The organism is Pseudoalteromonas sp. 2CM37A (genome assembly GCF_023161885.1).
Taxonomy (GTDB): domain Bacteria; phylum Pseudomonadota; class Gammaproteobacteria; order Enterobacterales; family Alteromonadaceae; genus Pseudoalteromonas; species Pseudoalteromonas atlantica.
On sequence record NZ_JALNTJ010000007.1, the window covers coordinates 71035 to 94965 of the forward strand.

General features: G+C 42.1%; 21 protein-coding genes and 1 riboswitch. Of the genes, 14 read left to right on the forward strand and 7 right to left on the reverse strand.

What is annotated here, in order from left to right; genetic code table 11:
* Positions 1-244 precede the first annotated feature (244 nt).
* From MTF68_RS15330 to MTF68_RS15340, 3 genes are all read right to left on the reverse strand, one after another.
* Entirely contained in the window at positions 245-1303 is a 1059-nt protein-coding gene (locus MTF68_RS15330; protein WP_138578050.1) for an OmpA family protein, read from the reverse strand.
* Positions 1304-1638: 335 nt separating this feature from the next.
* On the reverse strand, positions 1639-3045 hold the full coding sequence (locus MTF68_RS15335; RefSeq protein ID WP_248462965.1) for a protein adenylyltransferase SelO family protein: 1407 nt from the start codon (positions 3043-3045) through the stop codon (positions 1639-1641).
* Positions 3046-3047: 2 nt separating this feature from the next.
* Positions 3048-3752 carry a DNA-3-methyladenine glycosylase I gene (locus MTF68_RS15340; RefSeq protein WP_096738934.1) on the reverse strand — a complete coding sequence of 235 codons (705 nt, stop codon included), beginning with the start codon at positions 3750-3752 and terminating at the stop codon, positions 3048-3050.
* A gap of 194 nt (positions 3753-3946) precedes the next feature.
* A riboswitch (Lysine riboswitch) is annotated at positions 3947-4143 on the forward strand.
* A gap of 128 nt (positions 4144-4271) precedes the next feature.
* Between MTF68_RS15340 and dapA the strand changes: the two genes are divergently transcribed.
* From dapA to MTF68_RS15365, 5 genes are all read left to right on the forward strand, one after another.
* Positions 4272-5156: a 4-hydroxy-tetrahydrodipicolinate synthase gene (gene dapA, locus MTF68_RS15345; RefSeq protein ID WP_248462966.1), complete on the forward strand. Its 885-nt coding sequence runs from the start codon at positions 4272-4274 to the stop codon at positions 5154-5156.
* Between the two features lie 15 nt (positions 5157-5171).
* Positions 5172-5912 carry a 2,3,4,5-tetrahydropyridine-2,6-dicarboxylate N-succinyltransferase gene (locus MTF68_RS15350; RefSeq protein WP_029773501.1) on the forward strand — a complete coding sequence of 247 codons (741 nt, stop codon included), beginning with the start codon at positions 5172-5174 and terminating at the stop codon, positions 5910-5912.
* The gene (locus MTF68_RS15355; RefSeq protein WP_024032008.1) at positions 5912-7117 is read left to right on the forward strand and encodes a PLP-dependent decarboxylase; all 1206 of its coding nucleotides are present in this window, start codon (positions 5912-5914) and stop codon (positions 7115-7117) included. The genes MTF68_RS15350 and MTF68_RS15355 overlap by 1 nt, the downstream gene beginning before the upstream one ends.
* A 5-nt stretch (positions 7118-7122) precedes the next feature.
* Positions 7123-8244, forward strand: coding sequence for a succinylglutamate desuccinylase/aspartoacylase family protein (locus tag MTF68_RS15360; protein WP_248462968.1), 1122 nt, complete (start codon positions 7123-7125; stop codon positions 8242-8244).
* Positions 8245-8453: 209 nt separating this feature from the next.
* Entirely contained in the window at positions 8454-9488 is a 1035-nt protein-coding gene (locus tag MTF68_RS15365) for a phospholipase A (protein ID WP_024032006.1), read from the forward strand.
* Between the two features lie 72 nt (positions 9489-9560).
* Here the strand turns inward: MTF68_RS15365 and MTF68_RS15370 are convergent, their stop codons facing one another.
* Positions 9561-10454: a bifunctional GNAT family N-acetyltransferase/hotdog fold thioesterase gene (locus tag MTF68_RS15370; RefSeq protein WP_024032005.1), complete on the reverse strand. Its 894-nt coding sequence runs from the start codon at positions 10452-10454 to the stop codon at positions 9561-9563.
* Between the two features lie 430 nt (positions 10455-10884).
* Here MTF68_RS15370 and MTF68_RS15375 point away from each other — a divergent pair, with 430 nt between their 5' ends.
* Positions 10885-11586: a fused MFS/spermidine synthase gene (locus tag MTF68_RS15375; protein WP_248462970.1), complete on the forward strand. Its 702-nt coding sequence runs from the start codon at positions 10885-10887 to the stop codon at positions 11584-11586.
* Here the strand turns inward: MTF68_RS15375 and dtd are convergent.
* Both dtd and MTF68_RS15385 read right to left on the reverse strand, forming a co-directional pair.
* A complete protein-coding gene (dtd, locus tag MTF68_RS15380; protein WP_248462972.1) occupies positions 11583-12020 on the reverse strand; it encodes a D-aminoacyl-tRNA deacylase in 438 nt (145 codons plus the stop codon). The genes MTF68_RS15375 and dtd overlap by 4 nt on opposite strands.
* On the reverse strand, positions 12021-12923 hold the full coding sequence (locus tag MTF68_RS15385) for a virulence factor BrkB family protein (protein ID WP_248462974.1): 903 nt from the start codon (positions 12921-12923) through the stop codon (positions 12021-12023).
* An 85-nt stretch (positions 12924-13008) separates the two neighbouring features.
* On the opposite strand from MTF68_RS15385, the gene MTF68_RS15390 reads away from it, so the two are divergent.
* From MTF68_RS15390 to MTF68_RS15400, 3 genes are all read left to right on the forward strand, one after another.
* The gene (locus MTF68_RS15390) at positions 13009-13665 is read left to right on the forward strand and encodes a DUF2959 domain-containing protein (RefSeq protein ID WP_004588426.1); all 657 of its coding nucleotides are present in this window, start codon (positions 13009-13011) and stop codon (positions 13663-13665) included.
* A gap of 131 nt (positions 13666-13796) precedes the next feature.
* Positions 13797-14888, forward strand: coding sequence for an MBL fold metallo-hydrolase (locus MTF68_RS15395; protein ID WP_248462976.1), 1092 nt, complete (start codon positions 13797-13799; stop codon positions 14886-14888).
* A 63-nt stretch (positions 14889-14951) separates the two neighbouring features.
* The gene (locus tag MTF68_RS15400; RefSeq protein WP_248443305.1) at positions 14952-15686 is read left to right on the forward strand and encodes a CBM9 family sugar-binding protein; all 735 of its coding nucleotides are present in this window, start codon (positions 14952-14954) and stop codon (positions 15684-15686) included.
* Between the two features lie 805 nt (positions 15687-16491).
* Here the strand turns inward: MTF68_RS15400 and typA are convergent.
* Entirely contained in the window at positions 16492-18315 is a 1824-nt protein-coding gene (typA, locus tag MTF68_RS15405; RefSeq protein ID WP_248462978.1) for a translational GTPase TypA, read from the reverse strand.
* Positions 18316-18822: 507 nt separating this feature from the next.
* On the opposite strand from typA, the gene glnA reads away from it, so the two are divergent.
* From glnA to MTF68_RS15430, 5 genes are all read left to right on the forward strand, one after another.
* Positions 18823-20229 (forward strand): glutamate--ammonia ligase, encoded by a 1407-nt coding sequence (glnA, locus tag MTF68_RS15410; RefSeq protein ID WP_024031998.1) that lies wholly within the window; start codon positions 18823-18825, stop codon positions 20227-20229.
* Between the two features lie 132 nt (positions 20230-20361).
* On the forward strand, positions 20362-20874 hold the full coding sequence (locus tag MTF68_RS15415) for a DUF4124 domain-containing protein (protein ID WP_024031997.1): 513 nt from the start codon (positions 20362-20364) through the stop codon (positions 20872-20874).
* Positions 20875-20963: 89 nt separating this feature from the next.
* Positions 20964-22034, forward strand: a complete 1071-nt coding sequence (glnL, locus tag MTF68_RS15420; protein WP_248462979.1) for a nitrogen regulation protein NR(II) — start codon at positions 20964-20966, stop codon at positions 22032-22034.
* A 15-nt stretch (positions 22035-22049) separates the two neighbouring features.
* On the forward strand, positions 22050-23435 hold the full coding sequence (gene glnG / locus MTF68_RS15425; protein WP_248462980.1) for a nitrogen regulation protein NR(I): 1386 nt from the start codon (positions 22050-22052) through the stop codon (positions 23433-23435).
* Positions 23436-23463: 28 nt separating this feature from the next.
* Positions 23464-23922: a cyclic nucleotide-binding domain-containing protein gene (locus tag MTF68_RS15430; protein ID WP_004589450.1), complete on the forward strand. Its 459-nt coding sequence runs from the start codon at positions 23464-23466 to the stop codon at positions 23920-23922.
* Positions 23923-23931: the final 9 nt, after the last annotated feature.

The window sequence follows — 23931 nt, forward strand, 5'->3', positions numbered from 1 at the left end:
ATACTTATAGTATTCTAACGCGGGATTATAAAGCTTTTATGTATAGATGAAAATCCATCCAGCTAAGCAACTGATTATACCGACTATAAATATTATGAATAGTGGTAAGCGTAAATTCTATTTTCGTGAATGTTTGTTAAGTAATAATCATTCTTGTTTAATCAGGTTAATACTGCATATGCTGTTTTAAAGGCATAAAAAAACCCAGCACTAAGCTGGGTTTTTAAAATGGAGTAAGTAACTATTAACGCTTAACTTTTACACGTTCAATAGATTTTACATGTGCTTCTACACGACGGTTTTCAGCGTGAGCTTCTTTCGTGTTAGCTGTGTTTTTAAGACGTTCTTCACCTAGACCAACAGTTGTAATGCGATCTTCAGCAATGCCATCTTTAATTAGCTCTTGTGCTACATCATCAGCACGCTTTTTAGAAAGCATCTTGTTGTAGTTTGCGTTACCTACAGCTGACGCGTGGCCTTCAAGTAGTACAGTTGTATCTTCGTGCTCTTTTAAGAACTCAGATACTGATGCAATGTCGTCAAAGTAACGTTGACCAACTTGTGCAGAATCATGTGGGAAAGTAACTAATAAGCTTGTTGTTACTTCACGGTCTTCGTATAAAGTACAGCCATCGCCATCAACAGCGTCTGTCATTGGCGTGTTAGGACATTTATCATCTTTATCTAGGATGTTGTCGTTGTCGCTGTCTTTAGGTTCTACAGGTACTTCTACTACAGCTGTTGGTGCTGGCTCTACAGGCTGTGCAGGCATAGAGTTTTGGCCAAATAAGTAGTTAATACCAATTTTAGCACCTACATCTGTGTAACCTTTATCAAGACCTTGGTATACCGCAGTTTCAGCGTTTACGAAAAAGCCATCAGTAATAAAGTGTTGGTAACCAACACCTGCGTTTAAGAATGTGTTGTCATCTACTACGTCCATTTCTTTAATACCGAATAGACCGTAGAAAGGGCCGCCGTCAAGGTGGTAAAGCGCATCAATACCGTAACGCTCGCCGTCGATATTATTACGATTACCCGCTACTTTATCGAACGCGTTAAAGTCCATATCTGCATACTCAAGGCGTGCGCTCCAGTAATCGCTGAAACGGTAACCTGCTTCTACACCCCAACCAGTTGACTCGTTTACATCAAGGCCAGTTTGTGCGCGCATGTTTTTCCATGACGCATCATAGTAGTCACCGAAAACACCAAGATAAAGGCCTTCTTCTTTATCGGCAGCGAATGTAGACGCGCTAGTTGCAGCTAACGCAATTGCAATTGTAAGTGATTTTAATTTCATTGTTTTCTTCCCATTTTAACAACTTAGAAAATTGTAGCTAATCAATGCTAGCTCAACCAGTTTTGTACACACTACCTGAGCTTTTGTTAATCGATACTTAACGAAAAAATAAAGATTATAAATTTTTTCAACGATCTACAGACATTCCAACCACCAATTGTAGGTTAAGTGAAAATTTTTACCTAATCGGCAATTAATAAATTATGGTAATTTACAAATAGTCACTTTTTATGAATGCGAACAATACCACCGAGTATATAACTGCTCAATCATTGGACACTGAATCATTTAAAAATGACTATTTATAATCAAAAACTTACAATTAATTACAATACTTAAGTACCGCAAAAAGTTTGATAGCCCTTGTCATCTTTACCTGTCTCTTGAAAGCGGGCTAAGTTAGCTGTTTTATCATATGGGTTACCCATCACCGCTAAGAAGTCGCTTAGCAGCTCGCTCTCGCCGTGTTGATTATATTGCGCAAGGATTTCTTCGACGATGTGATTACGCGGTATAACCCTTGGGTTAGCCGCTCTCATTAGGTTATAGCTGTTTTCATCACATCTTTTTTGCCACAACTGGGCCCATTGCGTTAATTCATCTGGCACTTTGCCACCCTTTAGTGACTCGGTTAGGGCATCAAAGGTATTGGTGTAATCGAGCTTATGCTCTTGAAATAACAATAATAACTTACTTACAAGCTCTACATCGTCTTCGTTATAACCTGCTAAGCCTAATTTTTGTGCCCACATTTGATTATATTGCTCGTTAAATAACGTAGAAAACTGATTAATTAGCGGCGTCATTAAACTTACAGCTTGTTCGTCATCTTCATGTATAAGCGGTATTAGACTCTCGGCTAAACGCGCACAGTTCCAACTTACAATATTTGGCTGATTACCATAGGCATAGCGACCTTGCTTATCAATTGAGCTAAACACGGTATCAAAATCAAAGGTATTCATCATTGCACACGGGCCGTAGTCGATAGTTTCGCCGCTTATCAAGGTATTATCAGTATTCATAACGCCATGAATAAAGCCTACTCGCATCCAGCTAATAACCAGCGCTAGCTGACTATTTATAACGGCTGCTAAAAAGTCTAAATAGCGCTGAGCCCCTGTTGATTGAATACTTGGGTAATGGCGTTCAATGGCTACATCAGCTAATTTTTTTAATCCCTCTACATCACCTTGAGTTGCTAAATACTGAAACGAGCCAACGCGAATATGGCTACTTGCTAAGCGGGTAACAATTGCGCCAGGTTGCGGCGGATTACGATAAACAGCTTCGCCTGTGCCGACAACAGCCAAACACCGCGTGGTTTTAATCCCTAAGCCATGCATAGCTTCGCTCATAATATACTCGCGAATAGCGGGGCCTAGTGCACATCGCCCATCGCCTCCTCTTGAAAAAGGCGTGGCGCCTGAGCCTTTTAACTGAATATCCCACAGCTGATTTTTATCATCGCTGATAGCACCCAGTAAGTGCGCTCGCCCATCACCCAAGCGCGGCGAAAAGTGCCCAAACTGATGCCCAGAATAGCCAAGCGCTACAGCATTTACCGGTTGTGGCTCGTTACCAGCAAAAGTACTGGCGCGCAGCGCTGGCTCAACATCTATATTAAACTGCTGTGCTAACGCTTCGTTCCACAGCAGCAATTGCGGGGCAGCAACGCTTGAAGGACTGTCCTCTATTGCGAAGTTATCTGCTATGTCTGTGTATCTTGGCACTAGTTTCATAGTTAATCCTCTGTTTGTTGGCTTATGCCTACGCGATTGTCGCCCACGCTGTAAGCCACAATTAAGCTAAGTTCTTGCAGGCTCAAACCACTTTGCTTTTGCATTTCGTTAAAAAAAGCCTGTGCGGCAGTGAGTGATTTTTTAGTCTGCAGGCCGCCATCGATAATTTTGTGCGCTCTTAGGTAACTTTCTACATCTCGCGAAAGTAAAAAAGTATCTTTACCAAGCGCTCTTAAGGCATACGGGCCTGTATTGCCACCCAAACGGGCGCCGTGTTTTTTTAAATGCGCCCATAAACCAATAATGTCATCGCCTGGCCAGTTAGCTACAAACTGGCTAAAACTGCCATGTTGCTGAGCTATTTCGTGGATCATGTAGGCATTTTCAGGAATTGTTTTTACTTTTTTATAATTACGAATAATGCGCTCATCAGTTGCTTTTTGCTCGAGCATATCGGGCGGCATCATAAGTAATTTATCAACACTAAACTGCCAAAAAACCTCTCTAAAACCTGGCCATTTACTGTTTATTACCGACCAGTAAAACCCGCTTTGAAATACTTTACGGGTAAACTCTTCAAGCCAATCGTCGTCACTTAATGCGCTTAATGCTTTTTTAGATAAGGGTTTTGCGAGTAATAACTTAAGCATTTTTTCAGAACCTTTTCGCTCTACTGCTCGCTTATAAATATCGCTAAATTTTTCCATACTTATTAAATACCTCATCACTGCTCATAGGGTTAGTTTACGAGAAAAGCAGCTAATACGTAACCACCCACATTTTCGATGAACTAATCTGTATCCTGCAACTTGACACCTAGACGGCTAAAATGTTTTAATCGCCGCAATTACCCTATTTAAATTGTATTTTGTTAAACCTTTTGCGGTTAAACAAAATACAAAGGGCTAGAAGAGGTGCGTTATTCAGGTAGCGTATGTTAGGAGCGCAAACTCCAGTGAGCATATGTGAGGGGAATACCGCCGAGAGGTAAACGCTTTTGCGAAGCAATTACTTCGGGCGACTAGGTTGAATCCTAGCGACTGTCACCAATAGCTGTTTTAGAGCAGCTTATTAGTTTGGTGGAGAGCTTCTGGTCTTAAATAATAAGGCCGTGCGCCCTATTATTTTAAGCCCATTCGCTCTTCGAATACTGTTCGAACGACGTTAATGCGGCTCACATCATACAGCCTCCTTAATATCTCGAACACCTTATAGGTTCGTAAGAGATGATTCACAACTTCAATTTAGACGACTACGCACTGTGGACAGCGCTTGTTACGCCGTTTGATCAACTAGGTAATGTTGACTACGACACGCTCACAACACTTGTTAGCGAACAAGAAGCGGCACACAACGGTATTTTACTGCTCGGTAGCACAGGTGAAGGCTTAGCCCTTACGCTTAAAGAGCAGCAAGGCATTGTTGAGCACGTGTGCCAATTAAAACCCAGTGTACCGCTTATGGTTGCTGTTGGTGGTAGTAACTTGGCCCAACAAAAAGAATGGGTTAGCTACTGTAACCAATTACCTATTCACAGCTACTTATTAGGCTCGCCTCTTTATGCAAAACCAGGGGCTGTAGGTCAAACACATTGGTACGAAAGCTTATTAAACGAAAGCGCGCATCCGTGTATGTTGTACAACGTACCTGGGCGCAGCGGTGTAAGCATTCCTATCGAAACCATTGAAAACTTAAAAGCGCACCCAAAACTGTGGGCTTTAAAAGAAGCCAGTGGCAACATCACCCAATTTGAAGCATACCGACAAGCCGCGCCTAATTTAGCGCTATACAGTGGCGACGATGCACTTATGCCCTACTTTGCTCAAGCAGGTGCAAAAGGCTTAGTTTCGGTTGCGGCCAATGCATGGCCTTTGCAAACACACGAATTTGTAAAGCGCAGCCTAAGCGGTCAACACCCCAATTTATTTGCTCAGTGGACTCGCGCTATTAATAGCCTATTTGCTGTAGCAAACCCTATACCCGTTAAAGTGCTAATGCACCAGCAAGGGCGTTTAAATAGCCCACTGTTGCGTCCACCTTTAACGCATCTTGAGTTAACGCAAACCGATTGCATTACCACTGCAAACGACACCATTTTATCTTGGCATTAAACACAGGTTTTTATAATGAGCTGGTTAGAACTACTAAATAATTTAGAATCGGGCGCAGTACGCGCAGCATCACAAAACGAAAGCGGCCAATGGGAAGCTAACGTAGAAGTAAAACAAGGCATTTTAGAAGCCTTTAAAAATGGCACTAACACCGAGTTTGCAGGCGGGTTTGTTGATAAGCACAACCTTGCACCACAAGAATTTAGCACTGACGATGGCGTGCGTATGGTACCAGGTGGCACCAGTGTTCGCCGCGGTGCCTACGTAGCTAAAGGCACTATTATTATGCCACCAGCGTACGTAAATATTGGCGCATACATCGACGAAGGTACTATGGTTGATAGCCACGCATTAGTGGGTTCATGTGCACAAGTTGGTAAAAATGTACATTTAAGCGCAGCTGTTCAACTTGGTGGTGTACTTGAGCCAATTGGGGCAAGCCCAGTCGTGGTTGAAGACGATGCGTTTATTGGCGCAGGTTGTGTCATTGTTGAAGGCGTAGTGGTTAAAAAAGGCGCGGTACTTGCCCCAGGTGTGCGTTTATCTGCCACTATTCCGGTTTACGACTGTGTTAACGAGCGCCAGCTAGATAAAGGCGAGCCAATTCCAGAGTACGCTATTGTAATACCAGGCTCTCGCCCTGCGTCTAACGAATGGGCTCGTGAGCAAGGCTTAAGCATGTCGTGTGCACTCATTGTTAAATACCGCGACGAGCAAAGCGATGCATCGTTATTGCTAGAAGAGGTTTTACGATAATGAGCTTTTTGAGCACGCCTATCAAGGCCGCCGTAAATACACTTACTCAGCAACTTGATACACCTTTTTTTGTTTACGACTTAGACAAACTAAACGCACACCTTACCCGTTTAGTTGCGCAAACCGATGTAAAGCTTTGGTATGCGGTAAAAGCCAATCCGCTTTCTAAGGTTATTCAATGCCTAGACAGCGCCGGATTTAACTTTGACGTAGCAAGTAAAGGTGAGCTTGAACAAGTCCTTGCACAAGGTATTAGTTCACAGCGCGTGCTCAACACAGGGCCTGCAAAGAGCCCTAAACAAATTAAACACTTTATTGAGCGCGGCGTGCGTATTTTTGTTGCCGAAAGCCTCAATCAAGTACGTTGGTTAAACCAGCAAGCGCAGCTGCAAAATACGCAGCTGCAAGTATTACTGCGTGTGCAATTACGCTGGCCAGAAGGTGAAAAAAACCCATTAGGGGGTGACAGCCTTACACCGTTTGGGCTTGGTTGCGATGAATGGCAAGCGCTCAATACTGGCGATTACCCAGCACTTAATTTTGATGGCCTACATATTTTTCAGTGGGGCAACATGCTTAGCACGCAAAAGCTAAGCGAGCTGTGGTCGCAAATGATTGCACCGCTTACCACCTTGGCTAATAACTTAAATATAAACCTGAAAATTTTAGACTTAGGCGGCGGTTTAGGTATTCCTTACACATCAAACGATGCAACACTTGAGTGGGATGGATTAATCACCGCGCTGGCAAAAATTAAAAAAGATGCGGGTGTAGACGAGCTTTGGATGGAGCTTGGCCGTTACGCTGTAGGCGAATGCGGTCATTACGCGAACCCCGTCGTTGAGTGCAAACAAAACTACGGGCAACAACAAGTTATTTTAACCGGTGGTATTAACCACTTATTGCGCCCTGCTGTTACAAGCCAAGATTTTCCTGCGGCGTTACTGCGCGAGTCAACAGCGCCAGAACAAGCAATGAGCTTATATGGCCCATTATGTACTGCCCTTGATTGCTTAGGCGAGCATACCCTACCAAGCGATTTAAACGAGCAAGACTGGCTGGTGTTTAGCCAATGTGGCGCCTATGGTTTTACCGAAAGCATGCCCTATTTTTTATGCCATGAACTAGCGGCAGAATACGTGTTACAAAATGGCGAGCTCACGTGTGTGCGCCAAGCAGAAGATGCCAGTCACTACTTAAGGTAATAAACATGAGCATAACAACACCCATTAGCCAAGAAAATATTGTAGTAGGGGAAGTAGCAAACGGCTTGCCTCTAACTATTCCGGTGTATCGCTTAAAAGGCGATGGCAGCGGGCCAAGCGTGTATATTCAAGCCAATATGCATGGCGCCGAGGTACAAGGTAACGCGGTTATTTTTCAGCTGCTAGAGCAGTTAAAACAGCTTAATTTAAAAGGCGACATTACCTTAGTACCTTATGCTAACCCTATAGGTTGTAATCAAAAATCAGGGGAATTTACCCTTGGCCGATTCGACCCTATTACTGGCACTAACTGGAACCGTATGTATCACTACAATAGTGATTTAGTCACCCAGTTTGCACACGAGCATAGCCAGTACGACGATGCAGCTTTAAAAAGTAATTTTAAAAAAGCCCTGCTTGATGAAATAGATGCCAAACTTAATGGCCCAGCTTATTTACTCAATACCGGTAAACGCATTGCGCTTAACCTGCAAAAGCTGGCGCATCAAGCCGATATCGTGCTCGACTTACACACGGGGCCTATTTCAAGTAAGCATCTGTACTGTCCAACATATGCCAGCGACAGCGCACGTTATTTCAATATTGAACACGTACTGCTTATTCCAAGCGACTTTGATGGCGCAATGGATGAAGCTAGCTTTTGCCCATGGTGGCATCTAAGTGATGCACTTAGTGCGCAAGGCAGGGACTTCAATGTACAGGTTGAAGCCTTTACAGTAGAGCTAGGCAGCCAAGAAAAAATAGATTTAGCAGCCGCCTTTGATGATGCAAACAGCATTTTAAGCTATTTGAACCATAAAAATGTATTGGTAGATGCAGCGCATCAACCTAAGCAGATGACCCGTTATGCGTGCCATTTAGATGACTACTTTGCTTACTATGCGCCGATTGGCGGCATGGTTGAATATGTTGCTCCGTTAGGCGCACACATAAAGGCAGGTGAGCCAATAGCCCATATATTACGCATGGAGCGCTATTTAACTGAGCAACCCCTACAAACATTAAGCCTTGATTGCGATGCAATTGCTATTTTGCATTTTGCCTCAGCAAGCGTAAACCAAGGCACTGAACTTTATAAGTTTTTTACTAACGTATTTGAGTTATAACGCACCGCGCTATAACTCCCCCTTCTCATTGCGTGAGAGTAAGTTAACTAACTTACAATATAAGCGGCTATATGCCGCTTTTTTTGATCTGTGATAACGGTGTAAACGTAAGGTAATCAAATAAGTGTAAATTCAGTGAAAGTTCACCGTTACAAATGTAAAAACACGTTATAATTTATAAATCTACCTTACTCTCAAAGGAATAAACAATGAGCTGGCGTTATTGGATTGCAGTTACGGCTTTACTAAGCACACCCTCTTTTGCCCAACAAGAGGTTAAAAAAAATGAACAAGACAACGACATAGAGCTAGTTAAGCAATGTATTTTAAATGAAGTAATTGGTGGCGATGGTAAGCAAACCTTAGACGAGCTGCGTACAAAATGCTCCGCCCTTGAAGAAAACAAACAACTTACCGCACTTGATAAACGCAAGGCTCGCGAAGAGGTAAGCAAAAAAAATCGTAACGTAATTACGCCGCATAAACGTAACTACATTTTACCTTTATCGTATGTCTCGCACCCTAACGATCGCCCGTTTGATGGCTTTGACGAGCTAACAGATGAAGAAAATGGCGAACCCCTTGATAACCTAGAGGCTAAATATCAGCTTTCTATTAAAGTGCCACTGTACGATGATTTTGCAGATGAAGACCAAGCCATATTTTTTGGCTTTACTTTGCAGTCGTATTGGCAAATTTATAACTCAGAGATTTCTTCTCCGTTTCGTGAAACCAACTACGAACCAGAAATATTTTGGGTAAACTACCTAGACCAAGAAAACGTACTTTGGGGCGACGAAATGGCCATAGCGCTGGGTATTTCGCACCAATCTAATGGCCGCAGCCAGCCAAACTCTCGTTCATGGAACCGAATTTACGCCGATTTTATATGGGAAAAGAGCGGTTTTGTATTTAGCTTTAAACCTTGGTATCGCATTGCCGAGGATGAAAAAGACAATATATTAGAAGCCGATGGCGACGACAATCCAGATATTTACAAATACATGGGTTACTTTGAATTTGGCGGGGCGTATCGTTATCACGATCACGAGTTTAGCTTTATGACTCGTAACAATTTAAATTCAGATAACCGTGGTGCACTTCAACTAGATTGGTCATTCCCGCTTTGGGGTCGTTTACGTGGCTACGCGCAGTACTTTAACGGTTACGGTGAGAGCCTAATTGATTATAACGCTGATGTAGAGCGTATTGGTGTAGGTATATTACTTACCGATTTACTATAATTTATTAATACACCATAAAAAAAGCCAAGCCCTTTTATAAAGTGCTTGGCTTTTTTATTAAAGCGTTACTCGTTATTTTTTAACGGCAAACACCCCTTCAAACTCTGCAACAACATCGCTGCCATCAAATATAGTAACAGGTACTACGTAACTTGCTTTGCCTGTTGTTTCCAGCTCACTGAGCTTACCTTTACAGGTTTGCACATCAACACAACCGCGAGGGTCGGTATTAAGTGGTTTTAAGTATTTTATAGTGGCATCGGCTAATACAATATTGCCCTCAAGCCCTGCCTCTTTAAGCGCTAAGTACGTTGCGCCCCAACCTGTTAAGGTTGCTAAGCTGTATATAGAGCCTGCAAACATAGTGTTGTGTAGGTTTAAGTTAGCGTCTAAATCAGCACGCGTTGTAAACTGCCAATCTGTGTAGCTTTCTACTTTTATACCCATTGCATCACTAATTGGGATTGATTCACGCCAAATATTTTGCAGTACTTGCGTCCAATCAGGGTGGCGAAACCAACCCGGCTCACTAGGCTTTTGTTTAATCATTTTAAAATGTTGTACATCGCCATACGCAAGGTGGGCTTTTTCTTTTAGCTCGTAGCCGTGGCGCTTATAAAACTCAAGCGCACGCTCGCGAGCAAATAACACTAATTCGCCTGCATTTTGCGTCCATGCTATTTTTTCAAGCTCATGTAATAAACGGCTACCAATATGTTGATTACGGTTACCTTCGGCTACGGCCATGTAACGTACTTGCGCTTGTTCATGGTTGTTAAAGTGTAAACGGGCCACACCAAGCACATCACCGTTGTTATTTTTAATAAAGCGATGCTCTGAGTCTTGTTCCATATCATCTTGTTCAGAGCCACGAGGCTCATTCCAAGGCGCACGTAGTACTTCCCAACGTAATTGATAGTACGCTTGCCAGTCTTCGCTGCTCTGCGGTGTAGTTACTTGAAACATATATACTCCTGTTGTTTTGCCGTAAATAAAAATAAAGGCTACGGCATGTAATCCAACTGAATAACTCTTTAACCTGCACATTGGTTTTTACATTAGAAAATTAAAGATTAAGTTGGTTGGAATTATTATGGCAAATACCATACTCCATCTTTTAAACACTGCCAATACGACTTTGGTAAGCAAGCGAAAAAATAACTGTTTTACCCATCGCATCAGCTAGTTTATGCTGGGCCTTTAGAGATTGAACGTGCACTGAGCGAAGGGTTCTGCCTTGGGGGAATTTACTCTTTGTTGCCTACATGGATATAAGCCAGTAGAGTAACGCAGGAGCAGTTACCTAGCCCACTAGGTTACAAATCTCGCGCCGCGATTAAATCGCCCCTAGATTGAACAAACTTTAATCCTGAAAGGTCAACAGGCCCTTAATGTTATGAGCGATTTTATAAACCCTTCAACGGGTGTAGTGAGTAGCCACTTTATTAGCCACAGCCAAGATATTGGGCAACTAGTTTACTGGCATAAATATGCAGGCGATCACATACAGGTTCGCCAATCCGGGCAGCTTCGCTGGCTGCTAATTAACGATACATTGCAATCGGTGATAAAGCTTAACAATCCACAGCGTTTACTATTTCCACATTTAACCTATTTAGCTAAGCAGTGGCAAACCTTAGCACCGCCAAATCATGTGTTAGAACTTGGTCTTGGCGGTGGCGCTATACGTAATTACTTACAATACACTTACCCGCAGGCACACGTAACATCAGTTGAAAAAAATGCAGATATAATTGCCTGCTATACAGATTTTTTCGCTCTTAAAAACCAAAGTGACGTGCAGTGTGATGACGCGCAAAATGTACTTAGCAAGGCACATAACCATGACTGGATTATTCTTGATTTATTTAGCCAGATAGATGCACCACGATTTTTGTTTGAACGCGCTTTTTATCAAAAAATATACGATGCGCTAAACGCAGGTGGCACGTTATTTATTAACTTTTTGTCGCAACATGAGTCGCAGTTAATTCAGTTACAGCAATTACTATTTAATGTGTTTGGCGTAAAAGTAAGCCCGCATAAAATTGCGGGCTTTGTGAATCATATTATTATTGTTACTAAAGCTGGTAATTAAACCGATAAGTTAAACGTAACAGGCCCATCGTTACACAAGCTCACTTGCATATCGGCGCCAAACTCTCCCGTGGCAACACTAATACCCTGCGCTTTAGCTTGAGTTAAAAAGTACTCGTAAAGCGCGTTAGCTTGGCTAGGTGTGGCTGCTGATGAAAAGCTTGGCCGCATGCCTTTTTTAGTATCAGCCGCTAATGTAAATTGCGACACCACGAGTAACTCACCGCCTATATCTTTTAGGCTTAAGTTCATTTTGTCGTTTTCATCAGTAAATATTCGGTAATTACTTACCTTATGCAATAGTTTGTCGGCTGCTTGCTTATCGTCTGGTTTTTCAACACCGAGTAACAATAATATACCTTGGCCAATTTCACCTATAACTTGGTTATCAACTTCTACTTTGGCACTTTTTACACGTTGTATTAAGCCCTGCATTTAACTGCGTTCCTCTGTTTTTAGTTCTTCATCAATGTCTATTTCTGGTGTTTGTGGTACATGATTAGGGCTTATACAGGCGGTAAATTCGGCCCCTAATAACACCACCACCCACGACAAATACACCCACACAAATAAAATAGGAATGGTCGCAACAGCGCCATAAATTACTTCGTACGAAGGAAAATGGCTAATATAAAGCGCAAAGCCTTTTTTAGTCAGCTCAAATAATACTGCCGCAAAAAGAGCCCCAGGTAGCGCAGCCCTAATAGACACAGGTGTGTTAGGCACTAAAGTGTATAACATTAAAAAGCCAATCATCGAAAAGCCATAAGGCACCAGCTTTAACAAAAAGCCACTAAACCCAGGAATGCCCTGATCGGCAAACGACACTAACGAAACAATATACGATGTAACACCAATACTTGTGCCCAGCAGTACGGGGCCTAAGCTCAATACCATCCAATAAACCGCAAAAGAGATCATCATGGGGCGTTTTTTCTTAATACGCCAAATGCGATTAAGCGTGGCATCAACATTACGTATAAGCAGCAATGCAATCGCCGCTAAAAAGCCAATACCCACCGCGGTCATTTGGTTCGCATTGCCAGCAAAGGAGCTTATATGCTCTTTAATCACATCAGATGAGGTAGGTACAAAGTTAGTAAACAAAAAGCTTTCTATGGCTATGCGGGTCGATTCAAACCCCGGGAAGGCTGAAAATATTGCCACGCCTACCGCTATCAAAGGCACTAAAGAAAGCAAAGTAACATAGGCAAGGTAGCCTGCATTCACTGTAATTTGATCGTCTATACAGCGGTTAACGTACTGCATCCACCAGCTTGGCTGTTGCCTTAAAAAGGAGATAGCTTGCTGTTTATAAAGGGAGAGCTTATCATTCATACAATTGACTTGTGCTAATCGAATTTTGATTATGATAGCAATCAGCACCATAATTTACAGCACTTACTGGTAAATAGGGATCCAAATGAAAAAACAAACATTACTTAGCGCCTCGGTACTGGCCATTACGCTTACTTTATCGGGCTGTCAGTCGGCCTATTATTCTGCAATGGAAAAAGTAGGTGTACATAAGCGCGACATTCTTATTGACCGCGTAGAAGAAACCAAAGATTCACAAGAAGAGTCGCAAGAAGAATTTCAATCAGCACTTGAGCGCCTAACGACCTTAATTAATTTTGATGGCGGCGAGTTACAAGATGCCTACAATCAACTTAACGACGATTATGAGTCGAGCTTAGCAGCCGCTAATGAAGTGTCGAGCAATATTAATAAAGTTGAAGATGTAGCAGAAGCTTTATTTGACGAATGGAGCGATGAGCTTGAGCAATACAAAAGCGCGTCGCTTAAGCGCGAAAGCAGTAAAAAGCTAGCGGCTACACAACGCCAATTTAGCCAGTTACTACGCTCTATGCGCAGTGCAGAGAGCAAAATGGAACCAGTGCTATCGTCTTTACAAGATAACGTACTGTACTTAAAACATAACTTAAACGCACAAGCGGTTGCCGCTATTAAAGGCGAATTCACTAATTTAAAGCGTGATATTCAAGTGCTGATGAACGACATGAATAAATCAATTGCCGATTCAAACAAGTTTATAGAGCAAATGAATAGCGCTGGCTAATCAATTAAAATCTGCCTAACAAAGCCTGCAAAATTGCAGGCTTTTTTGTTGTTACGTTTTGTTACCTTTGAACTATTTGTTAATCTTTTGATGTTGTTATACTTTTATAAAAATAATAATAGATAACAACAATGAAACTAAAAACCACCAGCCTTGTATTTATTTGTGGATTGCTTAGCGCTTGCGAAACTACTAATCGCATTGAGGTGATTGCAGGGGAAAACACGCTTACCCCGCAGCATCAAACAGGCGAGCGAAAAGGACGCTTTTATAACCTCTACCCTGGCGAAAAAACCTACCCCACCACCTGCGAAACCGGCTGCTACCCGCCAAGCCCTAAATTACAATGCAAACAAGACGCTGAAGATTGCCAATTTATTGCTGAGCAAAAGCCAATTAATTTAAATACGGGCTTTACCGTGCGCTGGCTAGGACACGCAGGATTTATGATCCGCACACCTAACGGACAACACGTGCTATTTGATCCTGTAAAAGAGCAGTTCGACTCACCTGTTGATTTAGCCTTTAGGTTAGCCTCAGGGTTTTACAGGCAACCCGGCGATTGGCTTAAACAAAACGAGCTTAAAAACCTAAGTGCAGTGATGTACTCGCATATTCATTACGATCACTTTAATAAAGCCGATATAGGGGAGCTTGGTAATCAACCTCGCTACTTAACGCCATTAGGTATGGCCGACAACTTCCCTACTGGTGGCTATAACATTAGCGAAATGGCCTGGTATGCAAAAACACAGCTTGATGATTTAACGATTCATGCCCTACCAGCGCACCACTTTAGTAGCCGTATATTGGTGCCCTTTATTTACGAAGATAACGATAAAGACCTATGGAATGGCTGGTTGCTTGAGCAAAACGGCAGTACCGTGTTTTTTGCAGGCGATACCGGCTACTCAAAACACTTTAAAGACATTCAGCAAAAGTATGGCGATATAGACATATGCCTACTGCCCATAGCCTCGTATTACAGTGAAGACAGCCCTACTTGGTATCGTTATGTACACACCACACCAGAGGATGCTGTAAATGCAGCTAGCGATCTTAACTGTAAAGTAATGATACCGTGGGGCTATGGTAACTCAAGCTGGAAAATGGGCGACCGGACAAGCCATTCAGCACTGTTAAGGTTGCTTTATATGCACAATAAAATGGCTTCAACCACACCTTTATATATTTTAAACGAAGGCGAAAGTATTTCACTGTAACTCATTGCTGAACTGTTTTAGGATGATTGTAATATCTAAATACATATTAACATTGAGAAATTAATGAAAAAACACGCATTAGCTTTAAGCTGTTTATTAAGCGCCCCAGTAATGGCCATTGATGTAGCGCACACATCGACCCCTATTACTATTGATGGCGTATCTGAAAGCGCATGGGATAAAGCAACGTGGCATGATATGCCGCATTTAATGGATGGCACCTTGCCCTCATCAGATGCCGACTTTAAAGGCCGCTACCGCCTGCTGTGGGATAAAAACTACCTGTATTTACAAGCTGATATAACTGACGATGTACTTATTGATACGCACCCAGACCCGACCGTAAAATATTGGGATGACGATGCGCTGGAAATTTTTATCGATAGCGACGCCTCAGGCGGTATTCACCAGTTTAACCATACCGCGTTGGCATATCATATTGGCCTTGATAACCAAGCCGCCGATTACGGCCCCGATAAAAAAGCCCATTTATACACCGACCACTTAACAAGTAACTGGAAGCGTAATACCCAAGCCCCTTATAACATCACCTGGGAAGTTGCTATAAAGCTCTACCCTAACGATTACCAAGAAGGCGCTGTAAACACGCCCATTACGCTTAATGAAAAACAAGTCATTGGTTTTATGCTCGCGTATTGCGATAACGATGGCAGCAAGGTGCGTGAGCACTTTATGGGCTCTCACGAAGTACAGCCAGTCAATGGCGACAGAAACCGCGGTTTTATAGACGCAGATGTCTTTGGCAAAATTACCCTGCTGCCAAAAAGTAACCACTAATAAATAGTTGAGATGTAGGTTGGGTTGAGCGTAGCGAAACCCAACGAAAAAATACCCTACCAACAATGACAGATGCTTTGCATTATCGATTGATTAAGCTTTGACTCTTTTACTTCTCATTCCCTTCTCCTTGTGCAAATATTTTTTAAGTAAATTATTCACAAAGAGGATAAGAGGCGCTGCGCTTTTAGAGATAAATACATTGCGGCAGTTTCACTATAGAACGAACTATAAACACAGACGTATTTGGAAAAGCCGCTCTCCTGCCAAAAAGTAATCACTAATAAATAGTTGAGCGTAGCGAAACCCAACGAAAAAATACCCTACCAACAATGACAGATGCTTTGCGTTATCGATTGATTAAGATCTGACTCTTTTACTTCTCATTCCCTTCTCCTTGTGCAAATATTTTTAAGTGAATTATTCACAAAGAGAATAAGAGGCGCTGCGCTTTTAGAGATAAACACATTGTGGCAATTTCACTATAGAACGAACTATAAACACTGACGTATTTGGAAAAATCACACTACTTCCAAAAAGTAACTACTAATAAATAGTTGAGCAGTAGGTTGGGTTGAGCGCAGCGAAACCCAACGAAAAAGCACCCTACCAACACGCACTACCACTATGCATTGTTGCAGATTTATATAGCCTACTGACTTTCAGCTTAAACCAGCCTATTTAGCTGCGCCGTTCTAAACTGACCGCTGATAACTTACAACTGACAACTCTTGTTTTAACCCACAAAAAAGCCGCTGTATTTTGCAATACAGCGGCTTTTAAACCATTACTCTAAATTAATAGATTATGATTTTGGAGCACGACCCGCACGCTTACGCTCACTTTCAGTTAAGTGACGCTTACGAATACGAATGTTCTCAGGTGTTACTTCTACTAACTCGTCATCATCGATGAACTCAAGCGCTTGCTCAAGTGTGTAGTTCAATGGTGGCGTCAATGTTTGTGCTTCATCTGTACCAGATGCACGAACGTTAGTAAGTTGCTTACCTTTAAGTGCGTTAACTGTAAGGTCGTTATCACGGCTATGAATACCGATAACCATACCTTCGTAAACTTCAACACCGTGACCGATGAATAATTTACCACGCTCTTGTAAGTTGAATAATGCGTTAGTAAGTGCTTTACCTGTAGCATTTGCAATCATTACACCGTTCTTACGAACACCTAGCTCGCCACCTTTGTGCGGACCGTAATGATCGAATGAATGGTAAAGTAAACCAGAACCTGAAGTTAACGTCATGAACTCAGTTTGGAAACCGATTAAGCCACGGCTTGGGATCATAAAGTCTAAACGCATACGGCCCTTACCATCTGGTGCCATATCAGTAAGTTCACCTTTACGAAGACCAATTTGCTCCATGATAGAACCTTGATGCTCTTCTTCACAGTCAATTGTTAGTGTTTCGTACGGTTCTTCTAATACGCCATCAACAGTGCGTAAGATTACTTCTGGACGAGATACAGCTAGCTCGTAACCTTCACGACGCATGTTTTCGATTAAGATACCAAGGTGTAATTCACCACGGCCCGATACGCGGAAGCTATCTGGGTTGTCAGTATCAGCAACACGAAGTGCAACGTTATGTACTAATTCTTTGTCTAAACGCTCACGAATATTACGTGATGTTACAAACTTACCTTCTTTACCACAGAAAGGAGAGTTATTTACAGAGAACGTCATTGTTACTGTTGGCTCATCAACACTTAGTGGTGGTAATGCTTCAACGTTGTTAGGACAACAAACAGTATCTGAAATCTTAAGCTCGCCAAGACCTGTTACCGTTACAATGTTACCAGCGTAAGCTTTATCTGTTTCGATACGCTCAAGACCTAGGTAGCTTTGTACTGAACCAATTTTGCCGTTACGCGTAGAGCCATCAGCACTAACAATCGTTACTTGCTGGTTAGGCACAACAGAACCACGTTTGATACGGCCGATACCGATTACACCTTTATAAGAGTTGTAATCAAGCTGAGAAATCTGCATTTGGAAGTCACCTTCAGGATCTGCATCCGGTGGTGATACTTCGTCAACGATCATTTGGAACATAGGTTCCATGTTGTCAGACGGCTCGTCTAAATCTAGTGTAGCCCAACCGTTGATTGCTGAAGCGTAGATTACTTTAAAGTCTAGCTGTTCGTCAGTTGCACCAAGGTTGTCGAATAAATCAAAGATTTGATCCATAACCCAATCAGGACGTGCACCTGGCTTGTCGATTTTGTTGATAACAACAATTGGCTTTAAGCCTTGCGCGAATGCTTTTTGCGTTACGAAACGCGTTTGCGGCATTGGACCTTCTTGAGCATCAACAAGTAATAATACTGAGTCAGCCATCGAAAGTACGCGTTCAACTTCACCACCAAAATCGGCGTGTCCCGGGGTATCTACGATATTGATATGGTAGTCTTTCCAAGAAATGGCTGTGTTTTTAGCCAAAATGGTAATACCACGTTCTTTCTCAATGTCGTTTGAGTCCATCACACGCTCTTCGTTACCGCCGCGTGTTTCTAATGTACCTGATTGCTCAAGTAGTTTGTCAACCAATGTCGTTTTACCGTGGTCAACGTGCGCGATAATCGCTATATTTCTTAACTGTTCGATGCTCATATTTTTACTCAGAGAAGTTTATTCTCATTGATCCTGCAAGATCTACGCACTCATCTGCGTTTTCACCAGATGTCCCAGCATAGGATTTAAAAGGGCGCATATTATCCCTCATTAATGACATGGATGAAAGTTTATCCAATACAATTTTAAAAACTTTCTTAATACTTTTACTAAGTATCTGTTTTTTATATGACAATTATATGAAATAAATTTCGACAAATTACATAAATTGTCGTTTTTTAGCTAATTTGTTGATTGCTTTGGCACTATTTACTATTTAAGTTAAGCTGATTTAGGTGATTAAAATACGTGCAGAATCGAGCGTGAAATTTTTGCACCAATGTGGATATTTTACGCACCACAAAAGTGCAAAGCGCGTGGCCACTTTTGTGCAACCATAATTTTTAACTTAATAAACAGCAAGTTAAAATAATGGCATAAAATCGGCTTACTAAAAAACCAAAGCATTTAATGCAGCAATAATAAAACCCAACAGTTGGAGGACACATGTCACAATCGGTTTTAGATTTTATTAAAGAAAATGACGTTAAGTTCATTGATTTACGCTTTACTGATACTAGAGGTAAAGAACAACATGTTTCTATTCCTCATCACCAAGTAGATGAAGATTTTTTTGAAGACGGCAAAATGTTCGACGGCTCTTCAATTGCAGGTTGGAAAGGCATTAACGAATCAGACATGGTACTTATGCCAGTAGCTGATTCAGTAAAATTAGACCCATTCACAGAAGAAGCTACGCTAATCGTACGTTGTGATGTTGTAGAGCCATCTACACTACAAGGCTACGAGCGTGACCCTCGTTCAGTTGCTAAACGCGCTGAAGAGTACATGAAATCTACCGGTATCGCAGATACAGTTTTATTTGGCCCTGAGCCAGAATTCTTCCTATTTGATGATGTTAAATACAAGTCAGATATGTCAGGTTCTATGTACAAAATTGATGCTGTTGAAGCAGCATGGAACTCAGATAAAGACTACGAAGGTGGTAACACAGGTCATCGCCCAGGTGTTAAAGGTGGTTACTTCCCATGTTCACCAGTTGACTCTTCACAAGATTGGCGTTCAGCTACTTGTTTAGTACTTGAAGAACTAGGCCAAGTAGTAGAAGCGCATCACCACGAAGTTGCAACAGCGGGTCAAAACGAAATCGCAACTCGCTTTAATACAATGGTATTAAAAGCGGATGAAATCCAAGAGATGAAATATGTTATTCATAACATGGCTCACCTTTACGGAAAAACGGCCACATTTATGCCTAAGCCTGTTGTAGGCGATAACGGCTCTGGTATGCACTGTCACCAATCTTTAGCAAAAGACGGTGTTAACCTTTTTGCTGGTGATAAGTACGGTGGTCTTTCTGAAGATGCACTTTACTACATTGGCGGTATTATTAAGCACGCTAAAGCAATCAATGCGTTTGCAAATGCCTCAACTAACTCGTACAAACGTTTAGTACCAGGTTTTGAAGCACCGGTAATGCTTGCATACTCTGCACGTAACCGTTCTGCATCAATCCGTATCCCAGTTGTACCATCTGAAAAAGGTCGTCGTATCGAAGTACGCTTCCCAGATCCAACTGCTAACCCATACCTTGCTTTCTCTGCAATGCTTATGGCTGGCCTTGACGGTATCAAAAACAAGATCCACCCTGGCGATGCTATGGACAAGGATTTATACGACCTACCAGCAGAAGAAGCAGCAGAAATTCCACAAGTTGCATCTTCACTAGATGAAGCGCTAGAAGCACTTAGTGCTGACCGTGAATTCTTAACACAAGGTGGCGTATTTACTGATGATTTAATCGATGCATACATTGCACTTAAATCTCAAGAAGTTGAAAAACTTAACATGACAACTCACCCAGTTGAGTTTGAAATGTACTACAGCGTTTAATACGCCGTAGACAAAATTATCGATAAGATAATAAATGTGTGTTCTCAAGCCCGCTTAGCGGGCTTTTTTTTATGGTAAATTAGGGTTATCTCCACTAAAGTTATGTAATTACAAAATATGCAGGGTAGCAATGTGAATTACAGGATATTATTACTATTTTTTGCTTTAGGATTAAGCATTTATAGTTATGCAGGCAATAAGAAAATTTATGCTTGGAAAGATAAAAATGGTGTTTTAGTGTTCTCAGATACACCACGTAGTGGCGCGCACGAAATAAAACTAAGCAGCCAAGATCTTACCCTGTCTGAGACCGATAAACACACCCCTGGTTCACCACAACCAACGCACCCTAACCGTTTTCAAATTATGATATCGTCGCCTACACATAACCAAACCGTACGCGAAAACACCGGCTCGGTGTACGTAACAAGCCGCATAACACCGCGTTTTGAAGCTGGCTTTACCATACAGCTATTTTTAAACGGTAACGCTTATGGGCCCGCAAGCGATTTATCAACGTTTGCCATACGGGATGTAGAAAACGGAGCTCATACTTTGTATCTCAAACTTTATAATAAACAAAATCAAGCCATTGCTATCAGTCAGCCCAGTACCTTTGTGATGCAAAGAAAGGCTGTAAACTAAGTACAATGTCTCATGAAACAAAATTAGCGCAGCAGTATTTACTGATTAAAACTTGCTTGCAAATATTAACGCACTAAAGTGGTGCAAAGATGTCAAACGAACAAAATTTTAGCCCTGAACTTCTCAATGCCATTTGGCAAAATCAAACTACATCGGTCATGTTACTTGATAAAAATTTTACCCTTGTTTATGCCAACACCAGCACCAGCGAACTACTCGGCTTGGGTAAAAAGCGCATTATTGGGCAAACCTTTAATAGCTTATTTAATTACCATTCTGTGGATTTAGAGCGCATAGCCCAGTACTCACTTGTTGATGGTGTAGATTGCAGCCAGCACAGAGCTGACGTGGTCTTTATAGATTCTCGCCATGCAAAAATAGCTATTACATCGCGCCAAGTTAAGTTTAAAAACGAACGCTATATTTTACTTGAGTGTCGTAAAACCGATGAAGAAATAAAACACGACAAAGCCTCTAACCAAATGCATCAATATCAAGCGGCACGAAATTTAATTAGAGGGCTTGCCCACGAAATTAAAAATCCTTTAGGGGGAATACGCGGAGCGGCGCAGTTATTGCAGTATGAGGTAGATCAACAAGAAAGGGACGAATGCGCTGAGCTTATAATTGAGCAAGCCGACCGATTACGCGAATTAGTTGATAGGCTACTTGGGCCAAATCAGCTTCCGCAAAAGTCGTATGGCAATATTCACCAAACACTTGAGTCGGTTGTTAAATTAAGCACATTAGATAATTGTAAAAATATTAGTCTAGTTAAAGATTACGACCCAAGTATCCCTGATGTGTTTATTGACCAAGGCAAGGTTCAGCAAGTTGTACTTAATATTGTACGCAATGCTCAACAGGCGTTAGTTGATGGCGGTGAAATAAAAATAAAAACCCGCATTAATCATCAGTATCGCCGCCCCGGAAAAGCCCCTAAAAAAGCCTTGTTGATCCAGGTTTCTGATAATGGACCAGGCATAGACCCTAGCGTTCGCGAAACATTGTTTTACCCGATGATCACCAACAAAAAAGGTGGCTCAGGGCTAGGGCTTTCAATCGCACAAACGCTCATAGATCAGCACGACGGTTATATAGACTGCGATAGCTGGCCTGGCCATACTGAATTTAATATCTATCTGCCTTTTGCAGATTAATGTTTTGGAGTTGGCATGAAAACAGTTTGGCTTGTAGATGATGACGCATCAATTCGCTTTGTATTAGAAAAAGCGCTGACACGCGCAGGGTTTGAAGCAGAAAGCTTTGCAAATGCGCAAGACGTGTTAAGCGCGCTAAAATTTAGCCAACCAACCGTGCTGGTATCTGACGTACGGATGCCTGGCATGGACGGCATGGCATTGCTTGAACTCATAGCAGAGCAAAACCCTGGGCTGCCGGTTATTATAATGACCGCCCACTCAGATTTAGACTCAGCGGTTAACGCATTTCAAAAAGGCGCGTTTGAGTACTTAGCCAAGCCATTTGATTTAAACGAAGCCGTGGCATTAATCGAAAGTGCCGGTAGAGCAAACTCAACTAAAAAGACTAAGCGTAAACAAGTTCCACCTAAAAGCGCGCACATTATTGGCGAAGCCCCTGCGATGCAGGAAGTGTTTAGAGCGATAGGTAAACTGTCGGCTTCAAGTATGAGCGTACTAATTAATGGTGAGTCTGGCACAGGTAAAGAGCTTGTTGCCAGCGCTTTACATAACCATAGCCCACGTAAAGAAAACCAGTTTATTGCATTAAACATGGCCGCTATTCCAAAAGAGCTTGTGGAGTCTGAGCTATTTGGCCACGAAAAAGGCGCATTTACTGGTGCCGATAGCGTTCGTAAAGGCCGCTTTGAACAAGCCAATGGCGGCACACTGTTTTTAGATGAAATTGGCGATATGCCACTGGATGTGCAAACACGTTTATTACGCGTACTCGCCGATGGTGAATTTTACCGTGTGGGCGGGCATCAAAGTATTAAGGTTGATGTACGCATTATTGCTGCAACGCATCAAAATTTAGAAGATTTAGTAAAACAGGGTAAATTTAGGGACGATTTATTTCATCGTTTAAACGTTGTGCGCCTTCGTTTACCGGCTCTTAGAGAAAGAACTGAAGACATTGAGCGCCTAGCGCAGCACTTTTTACACAAAAGCGCAAAAGACCTGCAAGTAGAAAGTAAAGTGCTAAGCCCAAAAGCCACAGAGCAGCTTAGGCTATTTAGCTGGCCTGGTAATGTTCGCCAACTCGAAAACACCTGTCGCTGGTTGACCGTTATGGCCCCTGGTGAATTAGTAAGTGAGCAAGACCTACCACCAGAGATCATTGATGCAGCGCCTGTTCAACAAGAAGGTGATTGGCTCGATGCATTTCAGCAATGGCTCAATCAAGAGCTTAAGCAAGGTAAAGAAAACATTTGGCCTGATATTCAAGCTCAGCTTGAAACTCGCCTTATAAAAACAGCACTGGCTAATTGCTCTGGCCATAAACAAGATGCAGCCATAAAAATTGGCTGGGGGCGCAACACGTTGACCCGCAAATTAAAAGAGCGCAATATTAGCTAGCTTCTAACCGTTACTCGTTGGCCCTAGGATGAAATTAATAGAACACATTCCATTGTTTAAACAAATGGAAATAGTGAATAGATTGCACTTTTTTAAAGACTTCACCCTTGCTGAACGCCAAGTGCTACTAGAGTCGTTTGGGTTATTGTATTTAGTTAACCAGCATCAGTTTTTATTTAAACAATACGATAACGACAAACGCTTATACATTGTATTAAGTGGTGCGTTACTTGTTTTTAAACATAACCACTTGCTGGAGCTTGGCACTATAGAGCCCGGTGAGTTTATCGGTGAAGGCGCATTTATTAATAACCGCGAGCGCAGTACGAGCGCTCGCGCTAAAACCGACACCATAGTACTTGCCATTACCCCAGAGGCACTTACTCGCTTGCCTAATGTAATACGCGAAAAAATTAAAGATAGAATCATAGAAGGTATGAGCCTGCGCATTGCAAAGCTGAGTGAGCACATAGAAACCCACGGTTAACTCTATCAC

Bases quoted from the DNA above. Each gene is read 5' to 3' on its own strand.
- MTF68_RS15330 (WP_138578050.1), bottom strand. From the start codon at position 1,303: ATGAAATTAAAATCACTTACAATTGCAATTGCGTTAGCTGCAACTAGC.
- MTF68_RS15335 (WP_248462965.1), bottom strand. From the start codon at position 3,045: ATGAAACTAGTGCCAAGATACACAGACATAGCAGATAACTTCGCAATA.
- MTF68_RS15340 (WP_096738934.1), bottom strand. From the start codon at position 3,752: ATGGAAAAATTTAGCGATATTTATAAGCGAGCAGTAGAGCGAAAAGGT.
- dapA (WP_248462966.1), top strand. From the start codon at position 4,272: ATGATTCACAACTTCAATTTAGACGACTACGCACTGTGGACAGCGCTT.
- MTF68_RS15350 (WP_029773501.1), top strand. From the start codon at position 5,172: ATGAGCTGGTTAGAACTACTAAATAATTTAGAATCGGGCGCAGTACGC.
- MTF68_RS15355 (WP_024032008.1), top strand. From the start codon at position 5,912: ATGAGCTTTTTGAGCACGCCTATCAAGGCCGCCGTAAATACACTTACT.
- MTF68_RS15360 (WP_248462968.1), top strand. From the start codon at position 7,123: ATGAGCATAACAACACCCATTAGCCAAGAAAATATTGTAGTAGGGGAA.
- MTF68_RS15365 (WP_024032006.1), top strand. From the start codon at position 8,454: ATGAGCTGGCGTTATTGGATTGCAGTTACGGCTTTACTAAGCACACCC.
- MTF68_RS15370 (WP_024032005.1), bottom strand. From the start codon at position 10,454: ATGTTTCAAGTAACTACACCGCAGAGCAGCGAAGACTGGCAAGCGTAC.
- MTF68_RS15375 (WP_248462970.1), top strand. From the start codon at position 10,885: ATGAGCGATTTTATAAACCCTTCAACGGGTGTAGTGAGTAGCCACTTT.
- dtd (WP_248462972.1), bottom strand. From the start codon at position 12,020: ATGCAGGGCTTAATACAACGTGTAAAAAGTGCCAAAGTAGAAGTTGAT.
- MTF68_RS15385 (WP_248462974.1), bottom strand. From the start codon at position 12,923: ATGAATGATAAGCTCTCCCTTTATAAACAGCAAGCTATCTCCTTTTTA.
- MTF68_RS15390 (WP_004588426.1), top strand. From the start codon at position 13,009: ATGAAAAAACAAACATTACTTAGCGCCTCGGTACTGGCCATTACGCTT.
- MTF68_RS15395 (WP_248462976.1), top strand. From the start codon at position 13,797: ATGAAACTAAAAACCACCAGCCTTGTATTTATTTGTGGATTGCTTAGC.
- MTF68_RS15400 (WP_248443305.1), top strand. From the start codon at position 14,952: ATGAAAAAACACGCATTAGCTTTAAGCTGTTTATTAAGCGCCCCAGTA.
- typA (WP_248462978.1), bottom strand. From the start codon at position 18,315: ATGAGCATCGAACAGTTAAGAAATATAGCGATTATCGCGCACGTTGAC.
- glnA (WP_024031998.1), top strand. From the start codon at position 18,823: ATGTCACAATCGGTTTTAGATTTTATTAAAGAAAATGACGTTAAGTTC.
- glnL (WP_248462979.1), top strand. From the start codon at position 20,964: ATGTCAAACGAACAAAATTTTAGCCCTGAACTTCTCAATGCCATTTGG.
- glnG (WP_248462980.1), top strand. From the start codon at position 22,050: ATGAAAACAGTTTGGCTTGTAGATGATGACGCATCAATTCGCTTTGTA.
- MTF68_RS15430 (WP_004589450.1), top strand. From the start codon at position 23,464: ATGAAATTAATAGAACACATTCCATTGTTTAAACAAATGGAAATAGTG.